We start from the raw sequence: 14,449 nt of genomic DNA on the forward strand, positions 1-14,449 counted from the left end.
TGAACACCATCACGAACTTCTATGTAATTGAAATTGTGCGAGATTCCTGCGGCGCCGCCAGCCCGTCGTCGCCGGCTTTGGCCCGGACGCTCTAATGTAGGGTATTTCGGTTCGCGCCCCACGGCTCCGCGCGCCTTTGCCGCTCCGGGGTGATAATGTCAAAGCTGCGGGACCAGAGATTTCGCGCAACCTGGATAATGGCACTCGAAGAAGTGCGCTCCAGGATCGACCTGATGATCGCGACTGCGGTTGGATGTTGCGAGAAAGGGAGGACGTTATGGAAGCGTGGCGTGACGACAAGGCCCGCGCAACCCTGATTCGTGATGCCGCGGGAATCGTGCAGCCGGGCAAGACACCCCGGACCTTTGCCGAACTTCTGTTCGGCCACACCAACATCGAGGACCTCGCCAACCACGATGCCTCATCGCTTGCCCTTCTGGCCGAGCAGACCTGGGAGCATGTGCAGCGCCGCACAGCGGGCAGCGCAGATATCCGCGTTGTCAATCCGGTGATGCCGGACGGGCGCGAGATTTCGGTGCTCGAGATTCTGAACGACAACATGCCCTTCCTGTTCGATTCCACCATGGCCGAGCTTGCCGAGCAAGGCATCGAGGTCACCCTGGTTGCGCATCCGATCATCGCGGTGGAGCGCGATCACCAGGGCAAGCTGCTGCGCTTCTATGGCGAAGCACTGCCGGAAGGCGCAAAGGGTGCACGCGAGAGCCTGATTCATTTTCACATCGCTCGCCTTGACGCCGACGCCGACCGCCAAAAGCTGATCGACGGCCTCACCAGGACATTGAGCGAGGTGCGCGCTTGCGTCGCTGACTGGCGAGTCATGCGCGAGCGCGTGGAGGAAGCAATCAAGACGTTCTCCTCCAATCCGCCGCCGTTGCCGATCGACGAGGTCGCCGAGGCCAACCAGTTCCTGCAATGGCTGTGTGCGGACAATTTCACCTTTCTCGGCGTGCGCGAATATCGCTTCTCGCCCGACAACGATGTGTCGGACGACATCACGACCGGCGATGGTCTCGGCATCCTGCGCGATCCCGACGTGAAGGTCCTGCGCCGCGGAAACGAAATGGTGGTGATGACGTCGGAAATCCGCGAGTTCATGCGCGAGCCGACCCTGCTGATCGTGATCAAGGCCAATGTCAGTAGCCGCGTGCATCGCCGTATCCGGATGGATTATGTCGGCATCAAGCTCTATACGCCCGACGGCCGGCTCGAGGGCGAATTGCGCCTCGTCGGCCTGTTCACCTCGGGCGCCTACACCCGCTCTGCGCGACAGATCCCCTATGTCCGCCACAAGGTTTCACAGGTGCTGCAGCGCGCCGGCTTCGACCCGAACAGTCATTCGGGCAAAGCGCTGACGCACATTCTTGAAGACTATCCGCGTGACGAACTGTTCCAGATCGACGTGGACACCCTGTACAATTTCGTCATGGAGATCCTGATCCTCTATGAGCGTCCCCGCGTCCGGGCGCTGGCACGGATCGACAAGTTCGATCGCTTCGTCTCCATCCTCGCCTTCATTCCGCGCGATAAATACGACACCGACGTGCGCACGCGCGTCGGTGCCTTCCTGGCGCAGGTCTACAAGGGGACGTTGTCGGCCTCCTACGTGTCTTTCCCCGAAGGGGCGCTTGCGCGCGTCCACTACATCATCGGGCGCTATGAAGCCAAAACGCCCGTCATCGAGCGTGGCACGCTCGAAGCCGGAATCGCCGCCATCGCCGCGACCTGGGCCGACAAGCTGAAGGCCGCGCTCACAGCGTCGACTGACGGCATGCGTGCGCGCATGCTCGCCAGCCGTTACGCCCGGGCCTTTAGCGGCGGCTACACCGAGGTGTTCGGCGCCGACCAGGCGATCGCCGATATCGCCACGATCGAAAAACTCACGCCCGCGCGCCCCGTGGCGATCACGGTTCACCGCACCGAGGGTGAGAACGATCCGACGCATTTCGGCTTGAAGGTGTTCTCGCACGGCGCCCCGCTGTCGCTGTCCTATCGCGTGCCGGTGATCGAGAATCACGGCTTGCGCGTGGTCAACGAACGCACCTATCAGATCGCACCGCACGCCATGCCGGCCCCGCCACCGGTCTGGCTGCACGACATGACGATCGAGACCAGCGACGGCCAGCCGATCAGGATCGGCCCGGAATTCAACCGCCGCCTGGAAGCCTCGATCATGGCAGTGGTCGGCGATCGCGCCGAATCCGACGGCTACAACGCCCTGATCCTGCGAACGGCCCTGGGCTGGCGGGAAATTTCGACCATCCGCGCCCTGTCCCGCTACCTGCACCAGATTCGCGCGCCGTTCACCCAAGACTATATGTGGGCGACCCTGCGCAAGAACGCCGCGATCACCGCCAGCCTTGTCACGCTGTTCCAGACCCGCCTCGATCCACGCCTCGCCTGCACCGATGCCGAGCGTTCGGCACGCGAGACGGCGCTGCTCGCCGAAATCGAGGAGCAGCTTCAATCCGTCGCCTCGCTCGATGAGGACCGCATCCTGCGCCGCTTCACCAATCTGGTGCAGGCCACCATCCGCACCAATTTGTGGCAGGTCGGCGAGGACGGACATCCGCGTCCGGTGATCTCCTTCAAGTTCGACGCGCACCGGATCGACGACCTGCCCGCGCCGCGACCTCTCTACGAAATCTTCGTCTACTCGCCCCGTGTCGAAGGCATTCATCTGCGGTTCGGAAAGGTTGCGCGCGGTGGCTTGCGCTGGTCCGACCGACCGCAGGATTTCCGTACCGAGATCCTCGGCCTCGTGAAGGCGCAGCAGGTCAAGAATGCCGTGATCGTGCCGGTCGGCGCCAAGGGCGGCTTCGTGCCCAAACGCCTGCCGCCGCCTTCGAATCGCGACGCCTGGCTCGCGGAAGGCACCGAAGCCTATCGCATTTTCGTGCGTTCGCTGCTCGAGCTTACCGACAATCTCGACGGCGACACCGTCGTGCAGCCCGACTCGACCGTGCGCCATGACGGCGATGACCCCTACCTCGTCGTCGCCGCCGACAAGGGCACGGCCACCTTCTCCGACGTTGCCAACTCGATCTCGGCCGAGAAGAACCACTGGCTCGGCGACGCTTTCGCCTCCGGCGGCAGCCAGGGCTACGACCACAAGAAGATGGGGATCACGGCGCGCGGCGCCTGGGAGGCGGTCAAGCGCCACTTCCGCGAACTCGGCACCGACATTCAGACCATGCCGTTCACCGCGGTCGGCGTCGGCGACATGTCAGGCGACGTCTTCGGCAACGGCATGCTGCTGTCACCGGCGACGAACCTCGTGGCTGCCTTCGATCATCGCGACATCTTCATCGATCCGTCGCCGGATCAGGCGATCAGTTTTGCCGAGCGCAAGCGCCTGTTCGACCTGCCGCGATCGAGTTGGCAGGACTACAACAAGTCACTGATCTCGCAAGGCGGCGGCGTATTCTCGCGCCTGCTCAAGGCGATCCCGCTCGCACCGGAAGTGCGCACCCTGCTCGATCTCGACAAGCCGCAAGCCACGCCCTCGGAGGTGATGACAGCGATCCTGAAATCGCGCGCCGACCTCCTGTGGTTCGGCGGCATCGGCACCTATGTCCGCGCCTCGGGAGAAAGCGACGATCAGGTCGGCGACCGCGCCAACGATCCGATCCGCATCACCGGCGGCGACGTGCGCGCACGCGTGATCGGCGAAGGTGCCAATCTCGGCGTCACCCAGCGCGGCCGCATCGAAGCGGCGCAGAAGGGCGTCAAGCTCAACACCGACGCGATCGACAATTCGGCCGGCGTGAACACCTCCGACGTCGAGGTCAACATCAAGATCGCGCTGGCGCGTCCCGAGCGCGAGGGACACCTCAGCCTCGCTGACCGCAACAGCCTGCTCGCCGTCATGACCGACGAGGTCGGCACGCTGGTGCTCCGCAACAACTACCTGCAGACGCTCTCGCTATCGCTCTCCGAACGCAAGGGCATGGCCGAGACCGGCTTCCTCACCCGCCTGATGCAGTCGCTGGAGCAGCGGGGTCTGCTCAGCCGCGCCGTGGAATTCCTGCCCGATGACGCGGCGCTCACCGAACGCACGAGGCGCGGTCAGTCCCTGACACGGCCTGAACTTGCCGTGTTGCTCGCCTACGCCAAGCTGACGCTCTACGATGACCTGCTCGGCACCCACGTGCCTGACGACCCCTATCTTGCTCGCGAACTATCGCAGTATTTCCCGCGCGAGGTTCAAGACAGATTCCCGGCGGCGGTCGAGTCCCATCGGCTGCGACGGGAGATCATCGCGACCAGTCTCGTCAATGCCGTGATCAACCGCGGCGGCCCGGCCTGTGTTGTGCGCCTGACCGATGAGACCGATGCCGATGTCGCAACCATCGTCATGGCCTATGTGGCGGTGGATGAATCCTACGGACTGAAGTGGCTCAATGATGCGATCGACGCACTCGACACCTGCATCGACGGACAGTTGCAGCTTTCCCTTTATGCTTCGATCCAGGATCTCTTGCTCTCCCGTATGGTCTGGTACGTGCGCAACGTTGATTTCAAGGACGGCCTGGAGGCGGTCATCGCGCGCTTCGGCCCGGCTATCCGCGAGATTGTTGCAGGGCTCGACAATACCCTTCCGCCGGACTTGCAAGCCGCGCGCAGCAAGCGACGGCAGGACCTAACCGATGCCGGCGTCCCGGCCGGCATAGCCGGCGAACTCGCTGATCTCGATGCTCTGGTCTCGGCCCCGGATATCGTGACGGTTGCGGAGCGCACCACGCGCGCCATCGGCGATGCGGCTGCGACCTTCTTTGCTGCGGAAGCCAATTTCCGTCTCGACCTCATCATCGCTGCTGCACGTGGCGTGCCGGCAAACGATTATTTCGAACGTCTCGCCATCGACCGCGCGATCGACCAGATCGCAGCCGCTGAAAGAAGGCTGACCGCGGATATGCTGGCGACCGGCCAGTCGGGCCAGGAGGCCGTCGAGACCTGGCTCGCCGCGCATCCCGAAGCGACGCGGATTCGCCGGTCGGTCGAGGAAATTGCGGCCAGCGGCTTGACGCTCGCCAAGCTTGCGGTGGCAGCGAACCTACTGGGGGACCTGGTCAAGGCCTGAGAGTGCTTCGTCCACCCAGTCGGGACCCTCACCGGACGCGGCGGCCCGCAAACAAGCGGCACGTTTTCTTCCAGACCACCGCGATCCGGTGGGACGAAGAGACCCGCGGCGTCGCGGGTCTCGTGGATGGACCGGCTATGCCAGTCAGTGCAGCGAGTGGTCGGTCCGGGCGGAAGCCCGCGCGGTCGTGATCTTGTTTCGCGGTGTCAGAACGCTGAGTTGATGCGGCGTCGCCGACGTCGCGGCGACCGGCGCCTGCTCGTGGACGTTGGCGGCGCCAAGCGCGCCAGCCTGTACCGGCGAGATCGGCAGGCCCGCGGCTTCGTAAGTCGGAAGCTCTGCGGCGGATGCGGCCGTTGCACTCGCGATCGCGAGGGCGGCGGCAATGATGGAGAGGGAAATCTTGGTCACGTGAAGGCTCCTCAATCGAACTTGGGAAGCCGACATAGGCCAATTTTGTTGCAATGCAATAACATATACTGCACTGCACAAGTATTTGACCGCGCCCCCGCACAAGGGGTCAGAGCACAGCGGTCTCGCCCCTGGGCACATGCCTTAAAAAGCCGATGAAAACAAAAAAGATGAATGGCGCGCCCGGAACGATTCGAACGTCCGACCCTCAGATTCGTAGTCTGATGCTCTATCCAGCTGAGCTACGGGCGCATTTTCGCGGGTCAGGCTTGAAGCCCGGATGACTCCGGGAGCCCCGGAACGTCGCGAAAGAGCGCTCTAGCTACAGGCTCCCGGTCCGGTTGGCAAGGTCTGGAAACGCCAATTTCGGCCGCCGTTTTCGCCGCCCTGGAATACCGGGGCGATCTCAGGCCCTCGCCCGCTCGCTGCGGACCGACAGCAGTTCCACCGGGCGATCCGGGATCGAGATCCGGAAGGTGGCGCCGATGGTGCCCTCGACCAGGTGGATATGGCCGCCATGGGCACGAATCAGCTCGGCGGCGATCGCAAGGCCGAGCCCGCTGCCGCCGGGGCGGCCGGAGGTCTGGAACGCCTCGAACAGGTGCTCGCGCGCCTTGGCCGGCACGCCGGGGCCGGTGTCGGAGACCTCGATGATCGCAACCGTCCCCTCGCGGCGGCCGGTGATGCGGATCTGCTGGGCGCCGCCATCGCTGTCCTGCCGGCTTTCCAGCGCCTGCGTCGCGTTGCGCACCAGGTTGAGCAGCACCCGGAACAGCTGGTCCGGATCGGCGTCGATGGTGAGGCCGCGCTCGATCGCGCTGATCCAGGTGATCGAGACATCGGTCGCGAGCCCGGCCGATTCCCGCACCTCGGCAACCGCAGGCTCCACCATGATCACGCGGCGGTCGGGCGCCGCTTCCTGCGCGCGGCCATAGGACAATGTCGACTGGCAGAACGCGATCGCACGCTCCAGCGAGCGCAGCAGCTTCGGCGCAAAGCGCTGCACCCGCGGGTCGGGCACGCTGGCAAGCTGGTCCGACAGCAATTGCGAGGATGCCAGGAGGTTGCGCAAATCGTGATTGATCTTGGAGACGGCGAGCCCGAGCGCGGCCAGCCGGCTCTTCTGATGCAGCATCGAGACGAGATCGCGCTGCATGTCCGACAGCTCGCGCTCGGCCACGCCGATCTCGTCGCCGCGCTGGCTGGGCACAATGATTCGCGCCGAACTCTCGGGATTCTCGTGGAAGCCGACCAGGCTCGCGGTCAGCCGCCGCATCGGCCGCACGAACAGATAATGCAGCGCCAGGTAGACCAGGCCCGCAGTCAGGCCGGCAATGAGGAGTGCGACCACCAGGACGTTGCGCGAGAAGCGGTACATCGCCTGCCGCAGCGGTTTCTCGTCGATCACGACTTCAATGAATTGCGCCTGGCCCGGCGCCGGTCCGACCACGCGGATGGTCTGGTCGCCGTGCTCCAGCATGATCTCGAAGGCATCGACGATTGCCGACCACACCGTCACGGCCCGCATGTCGACATCATGATCGATCGAGGCCGGCAGGTCGGCGCTGGCGAGCAGGCGGCGCTGCTGGCCGAGCTTGATGGCAACCGCGCGGGCGCCGATGCTGGTCAGGATCTGCCGGGCCAGCGAATCCGGCACCAGGCCGGAGGGGGCGGCATCGAGCACCAGCGCCGCGGTATTGGCGGCGGCGAGGCGGTCGTTGAGCCGGTTCATCCGGAAGTTGGCGATCGCAGGCACGTAGATCAGGAGCCCGGCGATCATCACCAGGGGAATCGTCAGCAGTAACAGCTTGCCCGACAGCCCGAGCCGAAGGGACGGCTTGGGCCGCTGCGTCTGCGCGGTCGCCTGATCGTCAGTTAGAGCCACAAGATAAGGCCTTGTTGGGCTTAGGGGTCGGAAGATGCGGCCGGCCCCCAAGCCGGTCAAATTACGGATCGCTAATGTCGGCGGTTCCCCGGACGCCCCATTGCGCTCCCTTGCCGTCAAAAACCCCGCGAAAACAGTTATATTCGCCCAAATTGCGACGTTTCAAAGAAGCCTTTTTGCGACGCCCTGCGACATTGACGAAAACAGGGCGCTCCCTTATAAGCCGCGCCAACTGTCCGCGATGGCCCGGTCTCGACCGGGGGCGGCTCTTTGGGGCCGTAACCGGCTCGTTTGGGCCTGCCAGCATCACCGGACTCCATCTCAATACAACGGCAAATTGCCCGGTCAGCGGAGAATTACCCGTGAAGCGGACTTATCAACCCAGCAAACTGGTGCGCAAGCGCCGTCACGGCTTCCGCGCCCGTCTCGCCACGGCCGGCGGCCGCAAGGTCCTCGCCGCGCGTCGCGCACGTGGCCGCAAGCGCCTGAGCGCCTGAGCCCGGACGTCTCCTCCCCGGAGATACCCATTATGGATCGGCTGAGGCAGCGGGCGGATTTCCTCGCCGTTGCCAATGGCGCACGGGCGAATACCGCAGCTTTTGTGCTGCAGGGCCGCCGGCGCGACGATCAGGGCCCGATCCGCGTCGGCTATACCGTCACCAAGAAGAATGGCACCGCGACCGAGCGCAACCGCATTCGCCGCCGGCTTCGCGAAGTGATGAGACGGGTCGATGCCGTATTCATGCGGCCGCACCATGATTATGTGCTAGTCGGCCGTCGTGACGCGCTGACCCGCGACTTTGCGACCATGATTGACGACCTGCGGTCGGCGCTGCGCCGCCTCGACCGGCCTGCTGCGCACAAGACGGGTAACGACAAGGCAGGCAACAAACGCGCGCCCAATCCGAATGGAATGACGAGACCCTAAGAGATGTCCGACAACCGCAACACGATCCTTGCCGTCATTCTGTCCGGCCTCGTCCTGATCGCCTGGCAATATTTCTACAACGTGCCGCAGATGGAGAAGCAGCGCGAGGCGCAGAAGCAGGCCGAATTGCTGAAGCCGTCGCCGCAGGCGACCCCGGGTGCCGCTCCCGGCGCAGCTCCGGGTGCTTCGACCACGCCCTCCCCGGCACCGGGCAAGCCTGCTGCTGACGCCCCGGTGGCAAGCCGCGAGACCGTGCTTGCAGCCGGCCCGCGCATCAAGATCGACACCCCGCGCGTGATCGGCAGCATCGCCCTGAAGGGCGCCCGGATCGACGATCTGTCACTGGTCCAGTTCCGCGAGACGGTCGACCCGAAATCACCGGCCATCGTGCTGCTGTCGCCGTCGGGCACGGCCGAGCCATATTATGCCGAGTTCCTGTGGCTGACCGCCAACGGCGCGTCGGTGAAGACGCCGGACGCCGAAACTGTCTGGCAGCAGGAGGGGTCGAACGACCTGTCGCCGAGCACCCCGGTGGTTCTGAAGTATGAGAACGGCCAGGGCCTGACCTTCCGCCGCACCATCTCGATTGACGATCGCTACCTCTTCAGCATCAAGGACGAGGTCATCAATCAAGGCAGCGCGCCGGTGACGCTGTATCCGTTCGGGCTGATCTCGCGCGGCGGCAAGCCGCCGGTCTCGGGCTACGCGATCCTGCACGAAGGCCTGATCGGCTATCTCGGCGAACATGGCTTGCAGGAATACACCTACAAGAACATCGACGACAGCAAGATCCCGACCGGCGAGGACTCGCGTGGCGTCAAGTTTGACAACGTGACCAACGCCTGGCTGGGCATTACCGACAAATACTGGGCGACAGCCCTTCTGCCCGACACCAACGCCACGCTGCAAACGGCCCGTCTTACCAACGACTCGGCTTCCGATCCGCGCGCCAAACGCTATCGGGCCGATTACATGCTCGGCGCGCAGACCATTCCGATCGGCGGCACCGGCGTTGCCAATGCGCGGCTGTTCGCCGGCGCGAAGGAAGCCGCGACCGTCGGCCTCAACTTCCCGCTGGTCGGTTTCGGCGGCTACAACAAGCAGCTCGGCCTCAACCATTTCGATCTGTTGATCGACTGGGGCCACTTCTACTTCATCACCAAGCCGATGTTCCTGGCGCTCGACTGGTTCTACCGCCTGGTCGGCAATTTCGGCATCGCGATCCTGTTGGTGACCGTGATCGTGAAGCTGTTGTTCTTCCCGCTCGCCAACAAGTCCTACGCCTCGATGGCGAAGATGAAGTCGGTGCAGCCGCAGCTGCAGGCGCTGAAGGAACGCTATCCTGACGACCGCGTGAAGCAGCAGCAGGAGATGATGGAGATCTACAAGAAGGAGAAGATCAACCCGATCGCCGGTTGTCTTCCCGTCGCCTTGCAGATCCCGGTGTTCTTCTCGCTCTACAAGGTGCTGTTCATCACCATCGAGATGCGGCACGCGCCGTTCTTCGGCTGGATCAAGGACCTCTCTGCGCCCGATCCGACCAACCTGTTCAACCTGTTCGGGCTGATCCCGTTCGATCCGATCGCGCTGCTCGGACCGCATTTCGGCGCCTATCTGGTGATGGGCATCTGGCCGATCATCATGGGCATCACGATGTGGGTGCAGATGAAGCTCAACCCGGCACCGCCGGATCCGACCCAGAAGATCATCTTCGACTGGATGCCGCTGATCTTCACCTTTATGCTGGCCGGCTTCCCGGCGGGTCTCGTGATCTACTGGGCCTGGAACAACACGCTCTCGGTGCTGCAGCAGAGCTTCATCATGCGCAAGAACGGCGTGAAGGTGGAGCTGTTCGACAATCTGAAGTCGACGTTCGCCAAGAAGCCGACATAACGCGCGCCGTCATTCCGGGGCAACGCGCAGCGTTGAACCCGGAATCTCGAGATTCCGGGTTCCGATGCTTTCGCATCGCCCCGGAATGACGTGAGAACCATCACATGACCACCGAACCCGATGCGGAGCTGATCGAGCAGGGACGCAAGCTGTTCGCCGGCGACTGGCGCTTCATCTGGGCCTCGCCCTCGATCGAGACGCTGCCGCCGATGGCCGGCCTCGAGGTCGCCTTTGCCGGCCGCTCCAATGTCGGCAAGTCGAGCCTGATCAACGCGCTGACCGGCCGCAGTGCACTCGCGCGTACCTCGCATACGCCGGGCCGCACCCAGGAACTGATCTTCTTCGAGGGCCCGGAGAACGCGAACTTCCGCCTGGTCGACATGCCGGGCTACGGCTACGCCTCGGCGCCGAAGACCAAGGTGGCGTCATGGACGGCGCTGATCCACAAATTCCTGCTCGGGCGCGCGACACTGGCGCGGGTCTATGTGCTGATCGACGCACGCCACGGCATCAAGGACGTCGATCTCGACGTGCTGAAGACGCTGGACAAGTCCGCGGTCAGCTATCAGGTCGTGCTGACCAAGGCCGACCAGGTCAAGGCCGGCGAACTGAAGACCACGATCGCCGAGACCATCGCGACGCTGGCAAAACATCCCGCCGCATTCCCCGACGTGCTGGTGACCTCGTCGCGCACCGGCGACGGCATGCCGGAGCTGCGCGCGGCCATGGTGCGCCTGATCGAGGAACGGCGCCGATGAACACGATGAACAACGGCGCATCCCGCCTTCTGATCGTCTGTGCCGCCGTCATGGGCGCCTGCGGCGTGATGCTGGCGGCGGCCGCAGCCCATCTGCCCGACGCCACGCGGCTGGCGGCGGCGTCCTCGATGCTGCTGTTCCATGCACCTACCGCCATCGCGACCATCGCGGTCGCGGACCGCGCGATCGTTCATGCCAGGCTCGGATTAGTGGCGGCGGCCGGCTTCGTCATCGCGGCGTCATTGTTCGCGGGCGACCTGGTGCTGCGCCAATATGCGGGCCACGGACTATTTCCGATGGCCGCGCCGACCGGCGGAACATTGCTGATCCTGAGCTGGCTGGTGCTGGCGGTTTCGGTCATGTGGCCGAGGCGTTGAACCGTAGCCCGGATGGAGCCAACGGGTCGCGCGGACGCGCGCCCGACGACAGGCTCCGCGAAATCCGGGAATCGTGCCGCGGGCGGAGATCCCGGATTGCGCTTCGCTTCATCCGGGCTACAGATACGACGAATACCTCTCCCGCTTTGCGCCCTGCCCGGCAATCAGATAGAACCGCGCCCGTCCCTCCGCTGACGATGAGACCAGCCCCATGACCGACCAGCACATCAGCCCGCTCGATCAGGCCCGCATCCTGTCCGAGGCGCTCCCGCATATGCAGGAGTATGACGAGGAAACCATCGTCATTAAATACGGCGGCCATGCCATGGGCGCCGAGGACACCGCCAAGGCGTTCGCGCGCGACATCGTGCTGCTCGAACAGACCGCGATCAATCCGGTGGTCGTGCATGGCGGCGGCCCGCAGATCGCGACCATGCTGAAGCGCCTCGGCATCCAGTCGGAATTCGCCGCCGGCCTGCGCATCACCGATGCTGCCACCATCGAGATCGTCGAGATGGTGCTGGCCGGCTCGGTCAACAAGCAGATCGTCGGCTACATCAACGAGGCCGGCGGCAAGGCCGTTGGCCTGTCCGGCAAGGACGGCAACATGGTGAAGGCGTCGAAGACGACCCGCACCATGGTCGATCCCGATTCCAATATCGAGAAGGCCGTCGATCTCGGCTTCGTCGGCGATCCCGAAAAGGTCGACCTTACGCTGCTCAATCAGCTGATCGGCTATGAGCTGATCCCGGTGCTGGCGCCGCTGGCGACCTCGCAGGACGGCCAGACCCTGAACATCAACGCCGACACCTTTGCCGGCGCGATCGCGGGCGCGCTGAAGGCCAAGCGCCTGCTGCTGCTGACCGACGTGCCCGGCGTGCTCGACAAGTCGAAGAAGCTGATTCCGGACCTGTCGATCAAGGAAGCACGCAAGCTGATCGCCGACGGCACGATTTCCGGAGGCATGATCCCGAAGGTCGAGACCTGCATCTACGCGCTCGAACAGGGCGTGCAGGGCGTCGTGATCATCGACGGCAAGACCCAGCACGCCGTGCTGCTCGAGCTCTTCACCAACCAGGGCACCGGCACGCTGATCCATAAGTAATGGCAGACGCGGCAGCGCGCATGAAGGCCACCATCGCGGGACTCACGGCGAGGATCCCTCGCCGTGCGCCGGCGACGCGGCTCGCAATGTCGCTGCCGGCCGCGCTGGTGTCATTCCTGTTCTCGGCGGCGCCGGTGCATGCCGATCTCAAGCTCTGCAACCGCATGAGCTATGTGATCGAGGCCGCGATCGGCATCGACGACAAGGCCGCGACCGCGACGCGCGGCTGGTTCCGCATCGATCCCGCGACCTGCCGCGTCGTCGTGCAGGGCGCGCTGAGCGCCGACCGCGTGCTGCTCAACGCCCGCGCGCTCGGCGTCTACGGCGCCTCGCCGATCCCGCAGAACGGGACTGATACGCTCTGCGTCGCGCAGGACAATTTCGTGATCGCCGCCGCGCGGCAATGCCGCTCCGGCCAGACACCGGCGCAATTCACCGAGATCACGCCGACGCAGGCCGATGACGGCAACCTCGTCGCCTACCTCGCCGAGGACAGTGAGTATGACGACGAGCAGGCGCGGCTCGCCGGCATCCAGCGCCTGCTGGTGATCGCAGGCTACGATGCGGCACCGATCGACGGCGTCGACGGGCCGAAGACCCAGAGCGCGCTGTCGGCCTTCCTCAAGAGCCGCGGGCTCGCCGGTGACATCGTGCAGTCGCCGACCTTCTTCACCACCATGGTCGATGCCGTGCAGAAGCCGTCGCCGACGGGACTGACCTGGTGCAACGACACGCAGTACAAGGTGATGGCCTCGGTTGCGACCGACGACGGCAAGGCCGTGACCAGCCGCGGCTGGTATCGGATCGATCCCGGCAAGTGCCTGCATCCGGACGTCACCGGCACGCCGAAGCAGATCTATTCCTTCGCGGAAGCGGTCGATGGCGACAACCGCGCCATCCGCATCAAGGACAAGCCGCTGAACTGGGGCGGCGCGGTGCAGCTCTGCACCCGCGACAGCAAGTTCGAGGTCAACGAGCAAGGCGACTGCGCCACCCGCGGCCTCACCGCGCTCGGCTTCACCACCGTCGACATGACCAGCGGTGGCAAGACGCTGCGCTTTGCGATGCCGTGATGGAGACGCTGGCGCCACTTACATCACTGTCGTCCTGGCGAAAGCCAGGACCCATAACCACAAGACTGCGTTTGGCGAAGAACGACGAGCATCGTGCCTTATTGATCGATTCCGCGGTATGGGTCCTGGCTCCCGTGCGCAATTGCGCACTAGGCCAGGACGACGGCGGAGGGCTCGGCGACGAGCGCGCTGACGGGTGGAGAAACCCATGACTAAAACTCCCCGCGGCTTCGGCCATGTCGAGACCTGGGTGTTCGACCTCGACAACACGCTGTACCCGCATCACGTCAATCTGTGGCAGCAGGTCGATGCGCGGATCGGCGAGTTCGTCGGCAATTGGCTGAAGATCTCGCCTGAGGAGGCGCGGCGGCTGCAGAAGGACTATTACCTGCGCTACGGCACCACGATGCGCGGCATGATGACCGAGCACGGCGTGCAGGCCGACGACTATCTCGCCTATGTGCACAAGATCGACCACTCGCCGTTGCAGCCGAACCCGGCAATGGGCGCTGCGATCGCAAAACTGCCGGGGCGCAAGCTGATCCTGACCAACGGCTCGGTCGATCATGTCGACGCGGTGCTGGGCCGGCTCGGCATCGGCCATCATTTCGATGGCGTGTTCGACATCATCGCCGCCGATCTCGAGCCGAAGCCGGCGCCGCAGACCTACCAGAAGTTCCTCAAGCTGCACGACGTCGATCCAACGAAAGCCGCGATGTTCGAGGACCTCGCGCGCAACCTGGTGGTGCCGCATGAGCTCGGCATGACCACCGTGCTGGTCGTGCCCGACGGCAGCCAGGAGGTGGTACGCGAGACCTGGGAGCTCGAAGGCCGCGACGCCGCCTATGTCGACCATGTCACGGATGATCTGACCGGGTTCTTGCAGCGGTTGAACGGAAAGCCCTGATCTCTCCTCAC

The 14,449-nt window shown here is 64.5% G+C and carries 11 protein-coding genes and 1 tRNA gene; 9 read left to right on the top strand and 3 right to left on the bottom strand.

The genetic code is table 11. The annotated features are described in order from the left end of the window. Positions 1-277 precede the first annotated feature (277 nt). Positions 278-5,101 carry an NAD-glutamate dehydrogenase gene (locus QDT69_RS30330; RefSeq protein ID WP_279710137.1) on the top strand — a complete coding sequence of 1,608 codons (4,824 nt, stop codon included), beginning with the start codon at positions 278-280 and terminating at the stop codon, positions 5,099-5,101. A gap of 144 nt (positions 5,102-5,245) precedes the next feature. On the opposite strand, the gene QDT69_RS30335 is transcribed toward QDT69_RS30330, so the two are convergent. The 3 genes from QDT69_RS30335 to QDT69_RS30345 all read right to left on the bottom strand — a co-directional run bounded on the left by QDT69_RS30335 (position 5,246) and on the right by QDT69_RS30345 (position 7,397). After that, positions 5,246-5,512: a hypothetical protein gene (locus QDT69_RS30335; RefSeq protein ID WP_279710138.1), complete on the bottom strand. Its 267-nt coding sequence runs from the start codon at positions 5,510-5,512 to the stop codon at positions 5,246-5,248. 175 nt (positions 5,513-5,687) lie between these two features. After that, positions 5,688-5,764, bottom strand: a tRNA-Arg gene (locus QDT69_RS30340). A 154-nt stretch (positions 5,765-5,918) separates the two neighbouring features. Beyond that, a complete protein-coding gene (locus QDT69_RS30345) occupies positions 5,919-7,397 on the bottom strand; it encodes a HAMP domain-containing sensor histidine kinase (protein ID WP_279710139.1) in 1,479 nt (492 codons plus the stop codon). 362 nt (positions 7,398-7,759) lie between these two features. Between QDT69_RS30345 and rpmH the strand changes: the two genes are divergently transcribed. From rpmH to QDT69_RS30385, 8 genes are all read left to right on the top strand, one after another. Further along, positions 7,760-7,894 carry a 50S ribosomal protein L34 gene (gene rpmH, locus QDT69_RS30350; RefSeq protein WP_008542748.1) on the top strand — a complete coding sequence of 45 codons (135 nt, stop codon included), beginning with the start codon at positions 7,760-7,762 and terminating at the stop codon, positions 7,892-7,894. Between the two features lie 32 nt (positions 7,895-7,926). Beyond that, positions 7,927-8,325, top strand: a complete 399-nt coding sequence (gene rnpA / locus QDT69_RS30355; RefSeq protein WP_279710140.1) for a ribonuclease P protein component — start codon at positions 7,927-7,929, stop codon at positions 8,323-8,325. Positions 8,326-8,328: 3 nt separating this feature from the next. Then, positions 8,329-10,218: a membrane protein insertase YidC gene (gene yidC / locus QDT69_RS30360; protein WP_279710141.1), complete on the top strand. Its 1,890-nt coding sequence runs from the start codon at positions 8,329-8,331 to the stop codon at positions 10,216-10,218. 104 nt (positions 10,219-10,322) lie between these two features. Next, positions 10,323-10,976: a ribosome biogenesis GTP-binding protein YihA/YsxC gene (yihA, locus tag QDT69_RS30365; RefSeq protein ID WP_279710142.1), complete on the top strand. Its 654-nt coding sequence runs from the start codon at positions 10,323-10,325 to the stop codon at positions 10,974-10,976. Further along, positions 10,973-11,353 carry a DUF423 domain-containing protein gene (locus QDT69_RS30370; protein WP_279710143.1) on the top strand — a complete coding sequence of 127 codons (381 nt, stop codon included), beginning with the start codon at positions 10,973-10,975 and terminating at the stop codon, positions 11,351-11,353. The genes yihA and QDT69_RS30370 overlap by 4 nt, the downstream gene beginning before the upstream one ends. Before the next feature lie 211 nt (positions 11,354-11,564). Beyond that, the gene (gene argB, locus QDT69_RS30375) at positions 11,565-12,458 is read left to right on the top strand and encodes an acetylglutamate kinase (protein WP_029083632.1); all 894 of its coding nucleotides are present in this window, start codon (positions 11,565-11,567) and stop codon (positions 12,456-12,458) included. Positions 12,459-12,544: 86 nt separating this feature from the next. Further along, complete coding sequence (locus QDT69_RS30380) at positions 12,545-13,531, top strand: DUF1036 domain-containing protein (protein ID WP_347952112.1); 987 nt, start codon at positions 12,545-12,547, stop codon at positions 13,529-13,531. Positions 13,532-13,739: 208 nt separating this feature from the next. Then, positions 13,740-14,438: a pyrimidine 5'-nucleotidase gene (locus tag QDT69_RS30385; RefSeq protein WP_279710145.1), complete on the top strand. Its 699-nt coding sequence runs from the start codon at positions 13,740-13,742 to the stop codon at positions 14,436-14,438. The last annotated feature ends 11 nt before the right edge of the window (positions 14,439-14,449 follow it).

The sequence above is a fragment of the Bradyrhizobium sp. CER78 genome (genome assembly GCF_029846235.1).
Lineage (GTDB): Bacteria > Pseudomonadota > Alphaproteobacteria > Rhizobiales > Xanthobacteraceae > Bradyrhizobium.